This is a genomic window from Peribacillus sp. FSL P2-0133, from assembly GCF_037975445.1.
Lineage (GTDB): Bacteria > Bacillota > Bacilli > Bacillales > DSM-1321 > Peribacillus > Peribacillus simplex_E.
Genome location: NZ_CP150254.1, coordinates 1,665,648 through 1,684,868, shown reverse-complemented (window position 1 = coordinate 1,684,868; position 19,221 = coordinate 1,665,648). Strand labels below are relative to the sequence as shown.

The 19,221-nt window shown below is 42.9% G+C and carries 16 protein-coding genes; 1 reads left to right on the top strand and 15 read right to left on the bottom strand.

The window, feature by feature from the left end; all coding sequences use genetic code 11:
* Positions 1–31 precede the first annotated feature (31 nt).
* The 15 genes from rpe to MKY17_RS08055 form a co-directional block, all read right to left on the bottom strand.
* Complete coding sequence (rpe, locus tag MKY17_RS08125) at positions 32–679, bottom strand: ribulose-phosphate 3-epimerase (protein WP_098371047.1); 648 nt, start codon at positions 677–679, stop codon at positions 32–34.
* A gap of 1 nt (position 680) precedes the next feature.
* The gene (gene rsgA, locus MKY17_RS08120) at positions 681–1,562 is read right to left on the bottom strand and encodes a ribosome small subunit-dependent GTPase A (protein WP_098371048.1); all 882 of its coding nucleotides are present in this window, start codon (positions 1,560–1,562) and stop codon (positions 681–683) included.
* A 23-nt stretch (positions 1,563–1,585) separates the two neighbouring features.
* Complete coding sequence (gene pknB, locus MKY17_RS08115; protein ID WP_098371049.1) at positions 1,586–3,619, bottom strand: Stk1 family PASTA domain-containing Ser/Thr kinase; 2,034 nt, start codon at positions 3,617–3,619, stop codon at positions 1,586–1,588.
* A 5-nt stretch (positions 3,620–3,624) separates the two neighbouring features.
* On the bottom strand, positions 3,625–4,374 hold the full coding sequence (locus tag MKY17_RS08110) for a Stp1/IreP family PP2C-type Ser/Thr phosphatase (protein ID WP_098371050.1): 750 nt from the start codon (positions 4,372–4,374) through the stop codon (positions 3,625–3,627).
* Positions 4,375–4,378: 4 nt separating this feature from the next.
* Positions 4,379–5,473, bottom strand: a complete 1,095-nt coding sequence (rlmN, locus tag MKY17_RS08105) for a 23S rRNA (adenine(2503)-C(2))-methyltransferase RlmN (RefSeq protein ID WP_098371051.1) — start codon at positions 5,471–5,473, stop codon at positions 4,379–4,381.
* Positions 5,473–6,825, bottom strand: a complete 1,353-nt coding sequence (gene rsmB / locus MKY17_RS08100; protein WP_098371052.1) for a 16S rRNA (cytosine(967)-C(5))-methyltransferase RsmB — start codon at positions 6,823–6,825, stop codon at positions 5,473–5,475. Before rsmB ends, rlmN begins: the two co-directional genes overlap by 1 nt.
* Positions 6,812–7,771 carry a methionyl-tRNA formyltransferase gene (gene fmt, locus MKY17_RS08095; RefSeq protein ID WP_098371053.1) on the bottom strand — a complete coding sequence of 320 codons (960 nt, stop codon included), beginning with the start codon at positions 7,769–7,771 and terminating at the stop codon, positions 6,812–6,814. The genes rsmB and fmt overlap by 14 nt, the downstream gene beginning before the upstream one ends.
* Positions 7,768–8,253 (bottom strand): peptide deformylase, encoded by a 486-nt coding sequence (gene def / locus MKY17_RS08090; RefSeq protein ID WP_098371054.1) that lies wholly within the window; start codon positions 8,251–8,253, stop codon positions 7,768–7,770. Before def ends, fmt begins: the two co-directional genes overlap by 4 nt.
* 95 nt (positions 8,254–8,348) lie before the next feature.
* Positions 8,349–10,760: a primosomal protein N' gene (gene priA / locus MKY17_RS08085; protein ID WP_098371055.1), complete on the bottom strand. Its 2,412-nt coding sequence runs from the start codon at positions 10,758–10,760 to the stop codon at positions 8,349–8,351.
* A gap of 6 nt (positions 10,761–10,766) precedes the next feature.
* Complete coding sequence (coaBC, locus tag MKY17_RS08080; RefSeq protein ID WP_098371056.1) at positions 10,767–11,975, bottom strand: bifunctional phosphopantothenoylcysteine decarboxylase/phosphopantothenate--cysteine ligase CoaBC; 1,209 nt, start codon at positions 11,973–11,975, stop codon at positions 10,767–10,769.
* A 258-nt stretch (positions 11,976–12,233) separates the two neighbouring features.
* Positions 12,234–12,440 (bottom strand): DNA-directed RNA polymerase subunit omega, encoded by a 207-nt coding sequence (gene rpoZ, locus MKY17_RS08075; RefSeq protein ID WP_098371057.1) that lies wholly within the window; start codon positions 12,438–12,440, stop codon positions 12,234–12,236.
* Between the two features lie 3 nt (positions 12,441–12,443).
* Entirely contained in the window at positions 12,444–13,058 is a 615-nt protein-coding gene (gmk, locus tag MKY17_RS08070) for a guanylate kinase (RefSeq protein ID WP_034313809.1), read from the bottom strand.
* A 10-nt stretch (positions 13,059–13,068) separates the two neighbouring features.
* Positions 13,069–13,332 (bottom strand): DUF370 domain-containing protein, encoded by a 264-nt coding sequence (locus tag MKY17_RS08065; RefSeq protein ID WP_034313813.1) that lies wholly within the window; start codon positions 13,330–13,332, stop codon positions 13,069–13,071.
* Between the two features lie 53 nt (positions 13,333–13,385).
* Positions 13,386–14,261, bottom strand: a complete 876-nt coding sequence (locus MKY17_RS08060; protein ID WP_098371058.1) for a YicC/YloC family endoribonuclease — start codon at positions 14,259–14,261, stop codon at positions 13,386–13,388.
* A 156-nt stretch (positions 14,262–14,417) separates the two neighbouring features.
* Positions 14,418–17,096 (bottom strand): calcium-translocating P-type ATPase, SERCA-type, encoded by a 2,679-nt coding sequence (locus MKY17_RS08055; protein ID WP_098371381.1) that lies wholly within the window; start codon positions 17,094–17,096, stop codon positions 14,418–14,420.
* 399 nt (positions 17,097–17,495) lie between these two features.
* Here MKY17_RS08055 and MKY17_RS08050 point away from each other — a divergent pair, with 399 nt between their 5' ends.
* Positions 17,496–19,217, top strand: coding sequence for an NFACT RNA binding domain-containing protein (locus MKY17_RS08050; protein WP_098371059.1), 1,722 nt, complete (start codon positions 17,496–17,498; stop codon positions 19,215–19,217).
* Positions 19,218–19,221: the final 4 nt, after the last annotated feature.

The window sequence follows — 19,221 nt, the reverse complement described above, 5'->3', positions numbered from 1 at the left end:
CATCATACGAATATGATAGTGTCGGCTTATATCACTTTCCCCGAATCTTTTGAATCGCTGCGTGTCGATCTTCTTGATTATATATTGCCGAGCCGGCCACCAGGACTGTCGCCCCTTGTTCAATACATAGTTTAGCCGTTTCTTCATTCACTCCACCATCAATCTCTATTTCGAGGTTTTGATTATACATTTCTGCCATCGCCTTCACTTCGGCAATTTTCGGCAGAACGGATTTAATGAACTTTTGCCCGCCAAAACCCGGATTGACCGTCATCAACAATACCATGTCAATATCTTCGATTATAGGTTGGATCAAGGAAGCCGGAGTGGCTGGATTAAGCACCACGCCTGCCTTTACACCAAAAGATTTAATCAATTGTATCGTCCGATGCAAATGAGTGCATGCCTCTACATGTACAGTTATATAATCGGCTCCCGCTTTCGCAAAAGCCTCGATATAACGATCAGGTTGTTCGATCATTAAATGAACATCAAGCGGAAGTTTTGTCACCGGGCGGATAGCATCAACAATTAGTGAGCCTATCGTTATATTCGGCACGAAATGCCCATCCATGACATCCACATGGATTAAATCCGCTCCGCCCCTTTCCACATCAAGAATTTCTTCTCCCAATTTTGCAAAGTCAGCTGATAAAATGGATGGTGCGATTTTAACCATTTTAATACCTCGGCTTTCTATCTCTGATTTCTTCTAAGAATTGCATATAATGCTCATATCGATAACGTGGAATTTCCCCGGCGTCAACCGCTTCCTTCACTGCACACTTCGGTTCTTTATCGTGCAGGCAGGCACGGAATTTACAGTCTTCCCCATACTTATGCATTTCCGGGAAGCAATAAGATAACCGTTCAGCTTCCATTTCCATGAATTCAAGTGAACTGAACCCTGGAGTATCTGCGACAAGTCCAGAGCCAATATGAATCAATTCAACGTGGCGGGTGGTATGCTTCCCACGTCCCAGATGTGATGAAATGTCATCCGTCTTTAAAGCCAAGTCAGGATTGATTGCATTCAGTAAAGACGATTTTCCAACGCCGGACTGACCGGCAAATACACTGGTTTTTCCTTCTAAATACGGCACTAGTCCTTCAATTCCTCCAGCAGTAACTGAAGATGTTTCCAGTACAGTATAGCCAAGTTTCTGATAGTCCTTGATATACTGAGACAATTTCTTTTGGTTTTCAGCCGTAACCAAGTCGAGTTTCGTCACGACGATAATGGGTTCGATTTCGTTATCTTCGATCAGTACGAGGAATCGATCAAGTAATGCCGGACTGAAATCAGGCTCTACTGCTGAAAAGACAAGGATAGCCTGGTCTACATTCGAGATTTGCGGACGAATCAATTCATTCTTTCGCGGTTTTATTTCGGTCACGGTCCCGTCCGTTTTATTTTCCGCTTCAAAAACCACATAATCACCCACAAGCGGCGTTACCTTATTTTTCCTAAACACGCCTCGTCCGCGACATTGATAGACCTCTTCATCATCAAGGACATAATAAAATCCACTTAATGCTTTGATAATTTTTCCTTCGGGCATAACCACACTCCTAATTATTAAATTTATTCTGGATATGAGACGGATTCGTCAATGATGACCTGATTGTCCCGCATGACTTTATATCCTGCTTTCTTATCCGGGGAAACCATTAATTCGATCGTTCTTTTGGCATCATCCAAGATAAAGAATGTTTCTTGAGGCTCCGTCATGCTATTGTCGATATCCTCGATGAAAATTTGTATTTTTTGCGTTTTGCCTGGCTCAACCGGATCATACTCGATTTTGATTTCCTCCGTTACACTCTTGGGAGGAATCTCTTCTTTCCCTTTTGAAATGACCACTTTCACAGTACTGCCCTTTTCCACCTTCGTAGCAGGTTCGGGTGACTGGGAAATGACAAGCCCCTCTGCTACTGTATCATCATAGATTTCTTCTTCGACATCGATCTTTATTCCACTTTCATTGGAATAATCATCAAGGCCAGCTTGATTGAACCCAGTTAAGTTCTTCAAGCTCAGCAGATCTGCCCCTTTACTGACCGTTAGCTCAAGCTCCGTTTCGGATGGTACGACCTCAGTGGCACCCGAGGGCGATTGATCTATGATCGTGCCGGCAGCACTGTCATCATATTTTTCGGTCACGCTTATGTTTTTGAATCCCATTTTTTCAAGAAGGGATTTAACATCAGAGTAGTCTCGACCTTCATAACTGGACAATGAAATCGTCTCTTTGCCAATGCTTTGATAAATATTGATCACTGCACCTTCCTTGACCTTCTTACCTTCCTTAGGGTTGGTTTTGATCACAAGACCAGCTTCGACCTCTTCATCTTCAATCTCGATCGTGTCCCCAATTTCCAAATCCATTTCAAGCAATTCAGTAATGGCATCATCCAATTCTTCCCCTTTAAGGTCCGGGATCGTCACTTCCTTCGAAACAAGGAGGGGAGGTAAAACAGTGACAGATAAAACAGCAAGCAGGGCGAGAACTAAAAAGGTGGTCACCAAGATCGCAGGCATGTTCTTTCGTTTTTTACCTTTATGTTCCGACTTGATTTTTTGTTTTTTCTGTTTCTTTTGTTTTTTCGGTTTCTTTTTCGATTTACTCTCTGCTTCTGGTTCACTTTCTTCATCGTCCGCATAGACCAATGTATTTTTTTCCGGACCCCTTATGATTGTCTCATCCACGCTTGAAATCTGATCATCCGTTATGACGGGGATGGCTTTTGTTGCATCATGATCTTCAGGAATGGCAAAAGGCAGTTCATTTGAACGCTCAGGATTAAGCGAAGTCCGCATGTCATCTTCCATTGAGTCCACGCTATCATAGCGGTAATATGAATCTTTGGCTGTCGCTTTCAGGATAATATTTTCCACACTCTGAGGTATTTCAGAGTTCCAGCGTTTTGGCGAAGGAGTTTCCGATTGTAAATGTTTAAGCGCTATCGAAACGGCTGATTCACCCGAAAAAGGCAATCTCCCCGTTAACAATTCAAACATGACGATGCCCAGTGAATAAATGTCCGATTTCTTATTGGCCATACCGCCTCTGGCCTGTTCCGGAGATAAGTAATGAACCGAGCCCAAGACTGCGTTGGTCTGCGTTATGTTTGTTGCACTTAGGGCCAATGCAATGCCGAAGTCCGTAATCTTGACGGTTCCTTCTTTATCTATCAAAATGTTCTGTGGCTTGATGTCACGATGGATGATCCCATTATGATGGGCATGGGAAATCGCTGCCGTGATTTGCTTCATGATATCCAAGGCTTCATCAACTGGAATTGGATAATATTTTTGTATGTATTGCTTTAGAGTAAAACCGTCCACGTATTCCATTACAATATAATAGATTGAATCTTCTTCACCAACATCATAAATACTTACGATATTGGGATGGGCCAAACTGGTTGCCGATTGGGCTTCCCGATTGAAGCGCTTGATGAACTCTTCGTCATTATTAAAGTCCATGCGAAGGATTTTCAATGCAACGTCCCTATCCAAGATCATATCCCTTGCAAGGTAAACATTCGCCATACCGCCGCCGCCGACCATCTCGATCAGTTTATAACGGCCGTTGATTCTTCTACCAATCAACATTCAATTCACCTGCTTTCACTTTCTTCAGTAAATTGAACAAGCACAAGGGTGATATTATCTTCCCCACCGTAGTGATTGGCCTTATCTATTAATGAATTCGCCTTTTCTTCAAGTGACTGTCCATTGGTTATGGTTTCTTCCAGTTCATGTTCACTCACTTTATTCGTCAATCCATCCGAACAAAGCAATAGTAAATCATTTTCTTCGAATATGACAGTCATAATGTCCATTTCCACTTGCATTTCTGTCCCCAGGGCTCGTAATAAAACATTTTTCCGTGGGTGGTTTTCGGCATCTTCCTTTGAAATCTGCCCGGAACGGACCAATTCATTAACAAGTGAATGATCTTCCGTGACCTGCTTAAAACCGCTCTCATTATACAAATAACATCGGCTGTCCCCGATGTTGGCAATGGTAGCAAACTTGTCGGTGCAAATGGCTGCAACAATGGTGGTCCCCATGCCCTTACATTCCGTATTCGATTCAGCATGTTCAAAAAGCAACTGATTGACCAAGACGATTTGCTGCTTCAGCCAATCCTCGGCCTCATTTGCCGTTTCGATACCTGTAGATGCTTCCCAGCCCTTTTTAAGAAGGTCTATCGTCATTGCACTGGCTACATCCCCGGCACGGTGGCCGCCCATGCCATCTGCAACGATGGCAAGGCGAACGCCTTCCGAGTTTTTAAAGATTCCGCCATTATCTTCATTATGCTGGCGGACTTTTCCACGGTCTGTCTTAAATATTGCCCTCATAGGGTCACCTCGTCTCTTCTTTGCGCTCCTTGGCCCGAAGCTGGCCGCAGGCTGCGTCAATATCACTGCCTTGTTCCCTTCGGATCGTTACATTAATGCCGCGCTTCTTCAATGTTTTTTCAAACTCAAAAATTTGGTCCCGAGGTGTACGTACATAGTTGCGTTCAGGTACATAGTTAACCGGTATTAAGTTAACATGGCATTTTATCCCTTTTATTAAACTTGCTAATTCTTCTGCGTGCTCCACTGTATCATTTTCGCCACCGAATAGACCATATTCAAAACTTACACGGCGACCTGTTTTTTCTGTATAGTATTTGATGGCTTCAATCAAGTCTGGAAGTTTGTAGGCCTTATTGATCGGCATCAATTTACTTCTCAATTCCGTATTCGGTGCATGAAGGGAAACAGCAAAATTTATTTGCATGCTTTCTTCGGCAAACTTATAGATTTTAGGAATGATTCCACTTGTGGAAACGGTAATATGACGCGCCCCGATGTTCAAGCCCTTTTCATGGTTTATATTCTTCAAGAATGACATCATATTATCGTAGTTATCAAACGGTTCACCGATTCCCATGATAACGACAGAACTAACACGTTCTTCCGATTCGTCAAGTGCTTGCTGAACTTTAACGACCTGGGCAACAATTTCCCCTGATTCAAGATTACGCTTTAAACCGCCTAATGTCGATGCACAGAATGTACAGCCAATTCTACATCCTACCTGCGTTGTCACGCAAATGGAGTTTCCGTATTCATGGCGCATCAGCACCGTTTCAATCGAATATCCATCATGGAGTTCAAATAAAAACTTCATCGTTCCGTCATTGGACGTTTGCTGAATCAAAGTCTTCAATGTCGTGAAGGTGAATTGTGATTCCAGCTTATCCCGTAATGTTTTCGAAAGGTTGGACATATCTTCAAAACTGGAGACACGCTTTTTATAAAGCCAGTCATATACTTGTTCGGCCCGGAATGCCTTCTCTCCATTTTGAATAAGCCATTCTTTAATTTGGTGAAGCTCTAATGAGTAGATCGATGGTTTTTCTGGTGTCGTGTCTTTTCTTACTCTAGATGATTTAGTGATTTCTGCCATTACAGCACCTTCTTTCTAAAACTCGCAATAAAGAATCCGTCACTGCTAAAATATTGCGGAAAAACTTGCAGCGTATGACCCTCGATAAATGGCTGAACGCTTTCAGGCATTCTTGTGGACAAGGTTGCATCGCTTTCAAAATCCGGATGGCTTTCCAAAAATGCTGCAGCGACTTTGTCATTTTCTTCTTTATCCACCGTACAGGTACTATATACTAACCGTCCGCCTTGTTTGACAAGCGGGGCAGCCGATTCCAATAATTGTTTTTGTATACTTGAGAGTTTCATTATATCATCTTTTGTTTTAGTGTACTTTACATCAGGCTTCCGGCGCATGACTCCCAATCCGGAACATGGTGCATCGATCAGCACCCTGTCAAACCCTTCCTTATTAAAGTGTTCTTGCACTTTCCTGCTATCAAGGGCCATTGTCTTAATATTGTTTCTAAGTTTTAGGCGCTCAGCCTGCTCTTTAATGAGCTTGACCTTATGCTCATGAAGGTCGAGCGCATATACTTGTCCAGTGGTCAAGCCTTCTGCGATATGTGTCGTTTTCCCTCCAGGTGCAGCACAGCAATCGAGTACAGCATCATTTTCATTCGCACCTAATGCATGGGCTACAAGCATTGAACTCTCGTCCTGAATCGATAAATACCCTAATTTGTAGCTTTCTGAATGAGCAAGATTCCCTTTATAGCTGACGATTGCTTCGGGAACGACTTCACTTGCTTCAACATCATATCCTTCTTCCGTTAATATGCTGATCAGTTCACGGCGTGAAATCTTCTTTAAATTAACCCGTCCCGTCTGTAAAGGCGCAGTTAAGTTTATTTCACACATTTCCTTGGTTTTTTCAAAACCAAATTGCTCTACCCAACGCTTGACCAACCAAATTGGGTGACTTACTTCTATGGAAAGCCGTTCCAGATCATCTTTAATATCACCTAAAGAAGGAACACCATTTCTTTGAATATTACGAAGTACACCATTTACCATCGAAGATGTACCTTTATGCCCGCGCTTTTTGGAAATTTCGACGGCCTCGAAAATGATTGCATGATCAGGCACTTTATCTAAATAGACCATTTGGTAAACGGAAAGTCTAAGTAAATTGATGACCCAGCTTTGCGTTTTTTTCGGTTGTTTAATATATGGGTTCAAATAATAATCCAAAGTCATCTTCCGCTGTATGGTACCGTAGCTTATTTCTGTAAGCAGTCCGCTGTCCACGGCGGATAACTGGTGCTTTTTAATCAAATTGTTCAATAATAGGTTACTGTAGGATTGGTTTTTCTCTACAGATTCCAAGATATCGAGAGCGATTTCACGTACTCCCTTTTTAGTTTGCTTCATTCTGTTCTCCTAACTTCATGCCTGCTTTAATGAACGATCCGGCTCCGCGCAAATAATCTTTCGCCGGCATTTTTTTCTTCCCTGAAGGCTGCAGTTCTGTAACTAGTATTGCCGTCTCATTGCCTGTCGAAACGATGAAACCATCACTTTGTACATCAATGACCGTGCCCGGCACTGCCTGATTGCCATCTTCAAGTTTCTTTACCTGCCAAATTTTCAAAATGGCCCCGTCTAAGGTTGTATAAGCAACAGGCCAAGGATTCAGGCCACGTACATGGTTATAGATGTCTTCCCCTGATTTCGACCAGTCGATTTTTTCCTCAGACCGTTTTATGTTAGGCGCAAAAGACGCTTTTGCCTCATCCTGCTTGATCGCCTGTAACTCCTGATTTATAAGTTTCGGAAGCGTCTCTGCAAGTAAATCCGATCCTATCTTGCTTAATTTATCATGCAGTGAACCTACATTGTCTTCTTCCTCTATAATAACTTCCGCCTGAGTCAATATATCACCGGCATCCAATTTTTCCGCCATATACATGATGGTTATTCCCGTCTTTTCTTTCCCTTGTAAAATGGAATAATGAATTGGCGCCCCTCCACGCAGTTCAGGAAGCAGGGAGGCATGTACATTAATACAGCCGTACTTAGGGGCATCCAGCAATTCATTCGGAAGGATTTGACCGAAAGCCGCCGTCACCACTAAGTCAGGATTCAATGCAATGATTTTTTCAAGTTCTTCTTTTTCACGGATTTTTTCGGGCTGATAAACGGGAATCCCCTGCTTTTCGGCTTCGACCTTAACTGGCGGCGGCGTCAGCACCTTTTTGCGGCCTACTGGACGATCGGGCTGTGTGACCACAGCGATCACTTCATACCCTTCATCAATGATTCTTCTCAATACCGGCACTGAAAAGTCCGGCGTACCCATAAATATAATTTTTGTCATTCTTCCCCAAACCTTTCTAACTCTTCTTCCGAAATATACCGGGAAACCTTACTTGTAAATAAAACTCCTTGCAGATGATCAATTTCGTGCTGAAGGGCCCTCGCGAGGAAATCCTCCGCTTCTATCTCGAAAAACGATCCTTTTCGGTCTTGTGCCCGGACTTTGACACGGTATGGACGCGATACTTCGCCATATAAACTCGGGAAGCTCAAGCATCCTTCAACACCTGTCTGTTCGCCTTCCACTTCCAGCACTTCCGGATTAATCAGTTCGATAGCACCTGATCCTTCCTCTATTTCAACGACGGCCACTTGCTTTTTCACGCCAACCTGAGGTGCTGCAAGTCCAACGCCATCCGCCTCCACCATCGTTTCATACATATTATTTAACAGCTTTGCCAACTTTTTATCAAAACTTGTTACTTTATCGCATTTTTGTTCTAAAATTTTTTCAGGAAACAAGACAATCGGTAAAATAGCCAAAATTAAAGGTACCCTCCTAGATATGAAAAACAACACTTCATTATATAAAAACGCAAGCTGTAACAGCTCGCGGTAATCATCCATCTCTTAAACAATTACATCATGATCTGTGGATTTAAATCTATTGAAATCTGCAGATGATTTTGAGCGGTTTCTTTTTGGTAATGCTCCAAAAGTGTGCGTAGATGCTGATTAAGGTCCGGCTCTCGTTTGTATTTTATCAGACATTGATAGCGATATCTATTGTTGATTCGGCTAATGGGCGAAGCAACCGGACCTAGTACGATAGAATCCCGATTCAATCGTGAGCCTAAATAATTGGTGATTTTTTCAGTAACACTGACCGTCTTCATTAAGTCTTCATGTGAAACGGTTATAAGGACAACATAATAATAGGGAGGGTAATGACTTTGCCTCCTTAGATTCATCTCCCGTTCATAAAAAGCATCAAAATCCTGTAAGGCAGAAAGCTCGATGCTGTAATGCTCAGGCGTATAGGTTTGGATGACCACTTCTCCCGGAAGCTGATGACGTCCCGCCCTTCCGCTTACCTGTGTCAGCAGCTGGAATGTCTTTTCAGAAGAACGGAAATCAGGCAGATGCAGCATCGTATCAGCTGATAGGACTCCAACAAGAGTGATATTAGGAAAATCAAGGCCCTTGGCTATCATTTGGGTACCTAACAATATATCGGCCTTCCCTTCACCAAAAGCATTCAGCAACCGCTCATGTGAACCTTTCTTGCTCGTCGTGTCAACATCCATTCGTATGACCCGTGCTTCTGGGAGGATTTTTGCTAGCTCTTCTTCAACCTTTTGAGTGCCTGTACCGAAGAACCTTATATGTTCACTTTCACATTCAGGGCAAACGGAAGGCATTCCCTCTTCAAACCCACAATAATGGCATTTCATTATATCATTAAAGCGATGATAAGTAAGTGAAATGTCACAATTAGGGCAGTTGATGACCAATCCGCAGCTTCGGCACATCACAAAGGAAGAATGTCCCCTTTTATTTAGCATCAGGACTGTTTGCTCTCCCTTCTCAAGCCGGTCTTTCAGCTTGGTAAAGAGCAGCTCCGAAAACATGGAACGATTTCCCGTTCTTAGTTCTTCCCTCATATCTACAATATCCACTGCTGGCAACGCATTTTTATTCATCCTCTGGCTAAGGGTCAATAATTTATAGACGTTTTTCTTGGCACGCGCAAAAGATTCAAGTGTAGGTGTGGCGCTGCCAAGAATTACCGGACACTTATATGATTTTGCTCTTTCAACGGCAACATCCCTGGCGTGGTACCTTGGGGTTTCTTCTTGCTTATAACTGGATTCATGTTCTTCATCAATGATGATCAGCCCCAGGTTTTCAAAAGGAGCAAACACGGCTGAACGCGCCCCCACCACCACTTTAACTTCCTTACGATGAATTTTCCGCCATTCATCATATTTTTCACCTACGGATAAACCGCTATGCATGACAGCTACCTGCTCACCAAATCGTTCCTTAAACCGCTTCACTGTCTGTGGCGTTAAGGAGATTTCAGGTACAAGCATGATGGCTTCCTTCCCTTTTTCAATGACAGAGGCAATTGCCTGTAGATACACTTCCGTCTTCCCGCTGCCTGTTACACCATATAAAAGAAAGACATCATGTTCATCATGATGTATTTTCTCGTTGATGGGCTTCAAGGCAGCTGTTTGTTCAGCTGTTAGTGTAAAGGGTGTGGATTTTTCGAACACACGGTTTTCATACGGATCACGGTATATTTCTTGATCCATTTCCGCCAAAGCCCCTTTTGCCACTAGGGATTTGACGGTACCGCTCGATGTGTTTATCAATTCAAGCAATTCCTTTAACGGAATGGGTTCTTGATGTTCAATAAAGTATTGAAGGAGTTCCTGTTGTTTTTTTGCATGGCTGGACATGGCTGATGCCATTTCTTTCAGTTCCTTAGGGGAAAGCAAAGATTTAATGACACGGACCGTCTTCTTATTTAGTCGGTTTTTCACATTATATACGAGTTCAAGATTGCCATTTTGCATTTCCTTTTGGAAGAGGGAGGCGTTCTCCCCTTCAATCACGTCTTTCCAGGATATTGAATCATTTTTTCCGAAAAGGTTTTGAATGAAGAGAGGCAGCTGCTCCTTTTTATCTTCAACGACTTTAATAACTTTTTCATACTTTGCTTTCATCGCTGCCGGAAGCATGGCCTGCAGCGCTGAAATTTTAAAACACATCGCCTCTTTAGTCAACCAGTCACCAAGCTGCAGCAATTCATCATTAAGGATAGGCTCCAAATCCATTGGTTCCTTTATATTGCGTAATTTCGCAAAGTCGCTTTTAGCTTTTAAGCCTGTGACGAATCCCTGCACCATTCTTGGACCGAATGGGACGATGACCCGCATTCCGGGCTTGATGACTTGGTTCCACTTTTCAGGTATGCGATAGTCGAATTCTCGATCCGTTTGTTTAGCAGGTACATCCACGATGACGGATGCTATATCCATAAGACATCATTCCTTTTGCATGCGGGATACTTCTGCCAGAATGCTTTTAGCTATATCCGCTTTACTCATTTTTGGAAGTTCGATCGCACTTCCATCTTTATCGTAAATGGTCACGATGTTCGTATCCGTTCCAAATCCTGCCCCTGCGACGGTAACATTATTGGCAACGATCATATCTGCGTTCTTTTTGACTAATTTTCCTCTAGCGTATTCTTCGACGTTGTTCGTTTCAGCCGCAAAACCTACCAAGATCTGATGAGTTTTATTTTCACCGAGTTCCTTAAGGATATCCTTTGTCCGTTCAAATTCAATCACATTTTCCCCTGGCTGCTTTTTCATCTTTTGAGCATGATAAATCTTTGGTTTATAGTCTGCCACTGCAGCCGTCATGATTACGACGTCACTGGAATCGAACTGATCGAATACCGCATCATACATATCCGCTGCCGATTCCACTGGTATTACTCTAGCCTTGAAAGGTGGCTTCAAGTTCACGGGGCCAGTAATCAATGTCACTTCAGCACCCATTTCAATTGCCTCTTCGGCTAGGGCATAGCCCATTTTTCCGCTGGAATGATTCGTCACGTAACGCACCGGATCAATCGCTTCACGAGTCGGTCCTGCCGTTATCAAATATTTCTTTCCTTTAAGAGGCTGTTTCTGTGATTTGCGTTCACCGAAATATCGATTAAGATGTTCCACGATTGTTTCCGGTTCCTCCAATCGCCCTTTTCCTACATAACCGCAGGCCAAATACCCTTCACCCGGTTCAATGAATTGATATCCAAACGACCGAAGTGTCTCCATATTTTTCTGAACCGCTGGATGGGCGTACATGTGCACGTTCATTGCCGGCGCAACCCAAACAGGTGCTTCCGTTGCCAGTAGCGTGGTCGTGATCATATCATCCGCGATTCCATTGGCCACCTTGCCAATGACATTGGCTGTAGCTGGGGCCAACAGGATGATATCAGCCCAATCAGCCAAGTCGATGTGGGCAATGACTGAAGAATCCTTCTCATCAAAAGTATCTGTATAAACATCATTTCTCGAAAGTGCCTGAAAGGTGAGCGGCGTCACGAACTTACGTGCCGATTCACTCATGATCACTTTTACATGCGCACCTTCCTGAGTTAATTTACTTGTCAGGGCAGCAGCCTTATATACAGCAATCCCGCCGGTGACACAAAGAAGTACTTTTTTATCGATAAGCATGCAAATTTCCCCCAACTATACATTCTTTTTTTCTAATTATGACGGAAAACCGAAGAAATTTCATTTGAAATGCGCAATATCATATGGATTCCCCCAGCATTCCATATCTTTCAGGATTTCATCCTGACTTTGGTTACTTTTAAAAAAATCAAAACAAACAGGCCTGACACCTTGGCCGCAGGAAGGAAGCACTTTCCAAATGTAACGCTCCTGTTTGCTTTAGGGTGTCAGGCCCGATAGGTCAAGCTATGTGTTCTCTTAGTTTTCCTCGTAAGAATTATCATAAGTCAATTTACCGGAATGAATTTCTTCAAGGGCACGACCTACTGATTTATGGGAAACCGGTTTCGTTACGAGGCAGTTATCTTTAATTTGCATTTCCCTGGCACGTTTGGCTGCCACTGATACAAGTGAGTATTTTGAATCGATTTTAAGTAATAGAGAATCAATTGATGGATATAACATAATTTATTCCGCCTCCAACATTTTTTTATATAAAACAGCAACTCTTTCCCGACGGCAATGCTCGGCAATTACAATTGCATTAATTCTAGCACATGCAGCATCCACATGATCATTTTCAACAACATAATCATACAGATCCATAAGTTCTATTTCTTCCTTGGCCACCTTCATACGTCCTTTTATCGCTTCCTCCGTCTCGGTTCCGCGAGTAACGATGCGGCTTTCGAGTTCAGTCAAACTCGGAGGAGCAAGGAAAATGAAAAGTCCTTCAGGGAATTTCTCCCGAACCTGTTTAGCTCCTTGAACTTCTATTTCCAGAAATACATCTTTTCCGGAATCGATTGTTTCACGGACATAATCCACGGGTGTTCCATAATAATTACCGACGAACTCAGCATATTCCAGCAATTTTCCTTCTTCGATAAGTGCTTCGAATTCCTCGCGTTTTTTGAAGAAATAGTCCACTCCGTCCACTTCACCATGGCGAGGCAGCCGTGTCGTCATCGAAATTGAATATTCGAATGCCGTTCCTGGCTGTGAAAAAATTGCCTTCCTTACAGTTCCTTTACCAACACCGGATGGACCGGACAAAACGATTAATAAACCTTTTTCTCTCATATTGTTTCAGTTACCCCTCTTCTACGCTGTCATCTCTATCTTGGAGCCGTGCGGCAACCGTTTCCGGTTGAACGGCAGATAAGATAACATGGTCGCTGTCTGTAATTATTACGGCCCTGGTTCTTCTACCATATGTAGCATCTATTAAGGATCCGCGGTCCCGGGCGTCTTGGATGATCCTTTTGATCGGAGCCGATTCCGGGCTCACGATTGATACGATCCGGTTTGCGGAAACGATATTCCCAAAACCAATATTAATGAGCTTTATTGACATTTTTGTCCCCCATTCATATCTATTGTCACCTTGTTAGGTTCATCATAAACCGACTACTCGATATTTTGAACCTGTTCCTTTAATTTTTCAAGAAGACTTTTCATTTCCACCACTTCTTTGGTAATGGCTGAATCATTTGCCTTTGATCCAATCGTATTGACTTCCCTGTTCATTTCCTGGACAAGGAAGTCAAGTTTCCTTCCAATTGGTTCACTATGGGTAAGCGTCCTTGAAAATTGCTGTACATGGCTATCGAGTCTGGTCAGTTCTTCATTTATATCACATTTATCAGCAAAAATGGCCGCTTCTGTAACAATGCGGCTATCTTCAATCAATCCTTCAGTCAACTCAGCCAGTTTGATTTCCAACCGGGCTTTATATTTCTCGACGACTGAAGGTGCATGCATTTTGACCCCTGCTACAATCTCACCGAACTTTTTCAGCTGGCGTTTCATGTCCAAGGCCAGTTCCTGACCTTCCAGGTTCCGCATTTTTTTCAGATTTTCCAATGCCCCCGTGACAGCCTTCAATAACAGGGATTCCAAATCGGCAGGAACCGCAGGTACTTCTTCCGTTATGAAAATCGATTCAAGTTGCAGCATATCCTGTAATGCAATGGAACTTTCCAGATTGTACTTTCGCTTGACTTCATCCATCAAACCCACATACTGATCCGCAAGATTCCATTCGATCTTCACCTTTTTGGAAACCAGGCTCTCACCTTCCACTGTGATGAAGATTTCCACCCGTCCCCTTCTTATGTATTGATTCGCCTTCTTCTTTACCTTTTCTTCCAAAACCAAAAGCTGGCGCGGCATCCGAATCGTATATTCACAAAAACGATGGTTCACGGTCTTAATTTCGGCAAAAACCTTGACCTGTTCGTTTTCCGCTTCTTCTCTTCCATAGCCCGTCATACTGGTAACCATGGTTCCACATCCTATCAAACATAATGTAGTAATTTGGCCTTTAACTTTCATTATATATTAGCTACAGCACGAAAACTTAAGCTCACAAATAAAATACTACAAAAAATAAAAAGGCAATAGAGCATGACTCTACCACCTTAAAGATTATATCATATATCATTGTGCTTTTCTTGCTAAAAAGGTTCCAGCCAGTAAAAAAGTTGGAATGGATGCCATCCCTATAACTAATAGCCAATCCCTTCCCGAAATCGGTACCGTATGAAAGATTGTTTGTAGAGGCTGCACATACATGACGGCTACCATCAATAATAGGGAGGACAGTACCGCCCCCACTAGATAAAGGTTACCGAATGGATTTCTCGAGAAGATCGAACGTTCGCTTCGGCAATCGAATACATGTATTAGCTGAGCCAGGACCAAGGTAGCGAACGCAATCGTTTGTGCATAAGCAAGATTATCCGGATTTGCACGGTATACCACATAAAATGCGATCAATGTAGAAATCCCGATCAGAAAACCACGAGAGATGATCTTCCAGCCAAGCCCTCTTCCAAAAACACCTTCATTAGCATTTCTTGGATTTCTTTTCATTACATCTTCTTCTGCGGAATCCAGTCCCAATGCCATCGCAGGCAGTCCGTCGGTAACAAGGTTCACGAATAAGATCTGGATTGGTATCAAAGGTAACGGCAAGGCACATAGCATCGCAAAAAACATGACCAAAATCTCCCCAACATTGGAAGCAAGCAGATAACGGATGAACTTCCTGATGTTTTCGTAAATATTCCTGCCTTCTTTGATGGCCGATTTAATTGTGGCAAAATTGTCGTCAACCAATATCAAGGAAGAAGCTTCCTTAGCGACATCAGTACCCGTGATACCCATGGATATACCAATATCCGCTGATTTTATCGCAGGGGCATCATTGACACCATCCCCTGTCATTGCAACGACATGTCCTTTATTTTGCAAGGCTTTTACGATTTTCAACTTATGTTCCGGGGAAACGCGGGCAAATACCGAAACACTTTCAACAACTTCCTCAAGTTCCCCTACTTCCATGTCGGCCAATTGCCGTCCTTCTAGTACGCGGTCTTTTCCTTTTAAAATACCAAGTTCTTTAGCTATTGCCTTTGCTGTTATTACATGGTCGCCAGTAATCATGACAGTTTTGATTCCGGCATCCCTGCATTCCTTAACTGCCTGCTTCACTTCCGGACGTGGGGGATCGATCATGCCTTGCAGTCCCATGAAGGTCAAATTGCGCTCAGCTTCGGTTTCATGAAGCAAAATCGTTCCTTTTGAAAGGGGTTTATAACCAACAGCAATCATTCGAAGTGCCTGAGAGGCAAGCTCATTCATGTCCTGTTGCACCCTTTCCTTACTCTTCTGATTCAATATTTCCGACTTTCCTTCCCAAAGAATCGTGTCGGACTGGGCGATCAATACATCAGGGGCCCCTTTTACGATGACGAAATGATTATCTTTATCATCCTTCACTATGACACTCATCATTTTGCGGCTCGAGTCAAATGGAAACTCCTTGACTATCGTAAACCGCTTAGACAAGTGTTCCCTCGTCAAGCCCGCTTTCATTGCCGTGACCAACATCGCCCCTTCTGTCGGATCACCGTCCAAAATATATCGTTTACCATCATCCTTTAACTCGGCTTTATTACAGAGCATGCCGAATGTAATTATTTGAAGCAAGGCATTATGGTTTTTCGGGGCAACTGAAACTCCCTCTAAGGAAAACTCTCCGACAGGATTATAACCAGTACCGCCGACATCCCAAGTTTTCCCTCCACTCCAGACCTTCGTCACCGTCATTTTGTTTTGTGTCAGTGTACCTGTCTTATCTGAGCAAATCACCGTTGCGCAGCCAAGCGTTTCTACGGCAGGAAGCTTGCGGACAATCGCTTTTTGTTTGATCATACGCTGAACGCCCAAAGACAATGCTACGGTCACAATGGCTGGCAAGCCTTCAGGAATCGCCGCAACAGCCAAAGATACCCCGGCCAAAAACATCGTATAAAGATCATGCCCTTGAATGACGCCAGTCAGGACCACGATTACAGTTAATATTAAAGCCGTGACGATCAAAATTTTGCCTAGCTGCTCCAACCTCCGTTGAAGAGGTGTTTCTTTTGTTTCTGCAGTCTGCAGGAGATCCGCAATCTTGCCCATCGCCGTATTCATTCCTGTAGCGATTACGATTCCTACCCCATTTCCTCTTGTTACCATCGTTCCCATAAACGCCATATTTTCCTGATCACCGATACCTTCAACCTCATTCATCAATGGATCAGAACATTTAACGGCCGGGAGTGACTCGCCGGTAAGTGCAGACTCTTCTATTTCAAGGCTTGACTGGTCGATGATCCGTAAATCGGCACCAATTCGGTCACCACTCGAAAACTTCAGGATATCCCCTACTACTACTTCTCTCGATGGGACTTTCAGCCACTGGCCATCCCGAAGTATGTTAACTTGCGGCGCAGCCATTTCCTTTAGGGCATCCAGGGATTTCTCGGCCTTCCGTTCTTGAAAAAACCCAAGTAATCCATTCAAAAAAACAATCGCCATGATGGCAATCGCATCGATATATTCACCCAATATCCCGGAGACTAAGGTCGCGGCAAGTAAAACTATGACCATGAAATCTTTGAATTGGGCGAAAAATAAAAGAATGGCTGACTGTTTTTCTCCTTCCTTCAATTCGTTAAAGCCATGCTTTCGCAGCCTGTCCTTTACTTCATCATCGTCCAAACCGTGTGTAACGTTTGTTTGAAGCGCTTTCTCCATTTCTTGATTATTCATTTCCTTGAACTCCATCAAGTATCACACATCCCTTTGAATAGAATGAAATAGGCTCCTGTATACATCTCAACAGGCGCTTTTTGCTTTACTCATCCAACACCTGCCTGCTTACCGATACATAAAACAACCTGCTCTTCTTCCATGATTATTCAGACTCGTCCAAAATAATGCTATAATTAAACAGAATTGCGGAAAGAAGAACGATCCGGATAATTTAATGAATGAACGACCGCTAATCATGATGAATGGACCCAAATTTGTATTTAATCTCTGGAACCAAAAAAAGCAGCCATTCAATTTACCTGAACTATCAACTCCAGCTTTTCACCCAGTTCGCTAAAAAATTGGGATTAGCTAAAATGGGCAGCCAAAATGAGTTCTTAGAAAATCTTATGTAAAGGAAGTAAAAATAGAATGTCATTTGATGGATTATTCACGAAAGCGATGACGGAAGAAATCGCTTCTTTATTAAAAGGTGGACGAATCAATAAGGTACATCAGCCTTATAAAAATGAAGTAATACTGGTTGTTCGTGCTGGAGGTAAGAACCATAAGCTCCTATTATCAGCCCACCCAAGTTATTCGAGGGTGCAAATGACCGAAGAGAGTTATGAAAATCCCAAAGAGGCACCCATGTTCTGTATGCTTCTTAGGAAGCACCTCGAGGGCTATACGATAGAAAATATTTATCAATATGGACTTGATAGAATGATCATTTTTGAAGTGAAGGGCCGCAATGAGCTTGGTGATGTCTCTCAAAAGCAGTTAATCATCGAAATCATGGGGCGTCACAGCAACATTGTTTTAGTCGATAAAGAACGAAATATGATTTTGGACAGCATTAAGCATGTTTCACATGCCGTTAACAGTTATCGGGCGATATTGCCTGGCCAGGAATATTTGGCCCCGCCCGCACAAGAAAAGAAGAATCCTTTCGAGGCTACCGAGGACGATATAAGGAAGAATATTGACTTCAATGCAGGAAAGCTGGATCGACAGCTTGTTGCCCATTTTTCTGGAGTTTCACCATTAGTTGCAAAGGAAGCCGTTTACCGGGCTGGACTTGCCAACAGCACGACCCTTCCATCAGCTTTTTTAAAGATTATCCAAGAAATCTCGGAGCAATACTATACTGCGATGATCAAACAAGATGGAAATAAAGAAGTTTTTTATATGCTTCCACTAGAGCATCTGACTGGGAATCAACGTACATTTCCTTCATTGAGCGAGATGCTCGACCGCTATTACTTCGGAAAGGCAGAAAGAGATCGGGTTAAGCAAAAGAGCCAGGATGTAGAACGTTTCATTACTAATGAAATAGAAAAAAACTCAAAAAAAATCGGGAAGCTCGAACGTACATTAAAAGATACGGAACGCGGAGAACAGTATCAGTTGTTCGGTGAGCTTCTTACAGCTAATCTATATCAAATGAAAAAAGGCATGAAGGAAATAGAAGTCGTCAATTATTATGATGAAGAACAAAGTATGGTCACCATCCCGCTTGACCCATTAAAAAATCCATCAGATAATGCACAGAAGTACTTCTCCAGATACCAAAAGTCCAAAAATGCAGTCGGAGTCGTCCAAGAACAAATCGAAAAAACAAAATTGGAATTGGCCTACTTTGAGGCCTTGCATCAGCAGCTCCAATCAGCTTCACCCAGAGATATAGAGGAGATTCGCGAAGAACTTCAGGAAGAAGGATACATTAGGCAAAAAAAGAAAAAAGGCATGAAAAAGCCTGCAAATGCAAAACCGCAGCTTGAAACATATTATGCTACAGATGGAGATCTCATTTTTGTCGGGAAGAATAATAAACAAAATGATTATCTAACGAATAAGTTTGCACGCCGTGATGAAATATGGCTTCATACCAAAGATATACCTGGCTCACATGTTGTGATTCGAAATGAATCGCCAAGTGAAAAAACGATAAAAGAGGCAGCCGTATTAGCAGCTTTCTTCAGTAAAGCACAGCAATCGAGCTCAGTGCCCGTTGATTTCACACAAGTTCGCCATGTTAAGAAACCGAATGGTTCCAAACCCGGGTTCGTGATCTACGACCAGCAGCAGACCGTATATATTACACCTGATGCCGATACTGTCATACGCTTAAAGGAAGCTGTAAAGGATTGAAAGG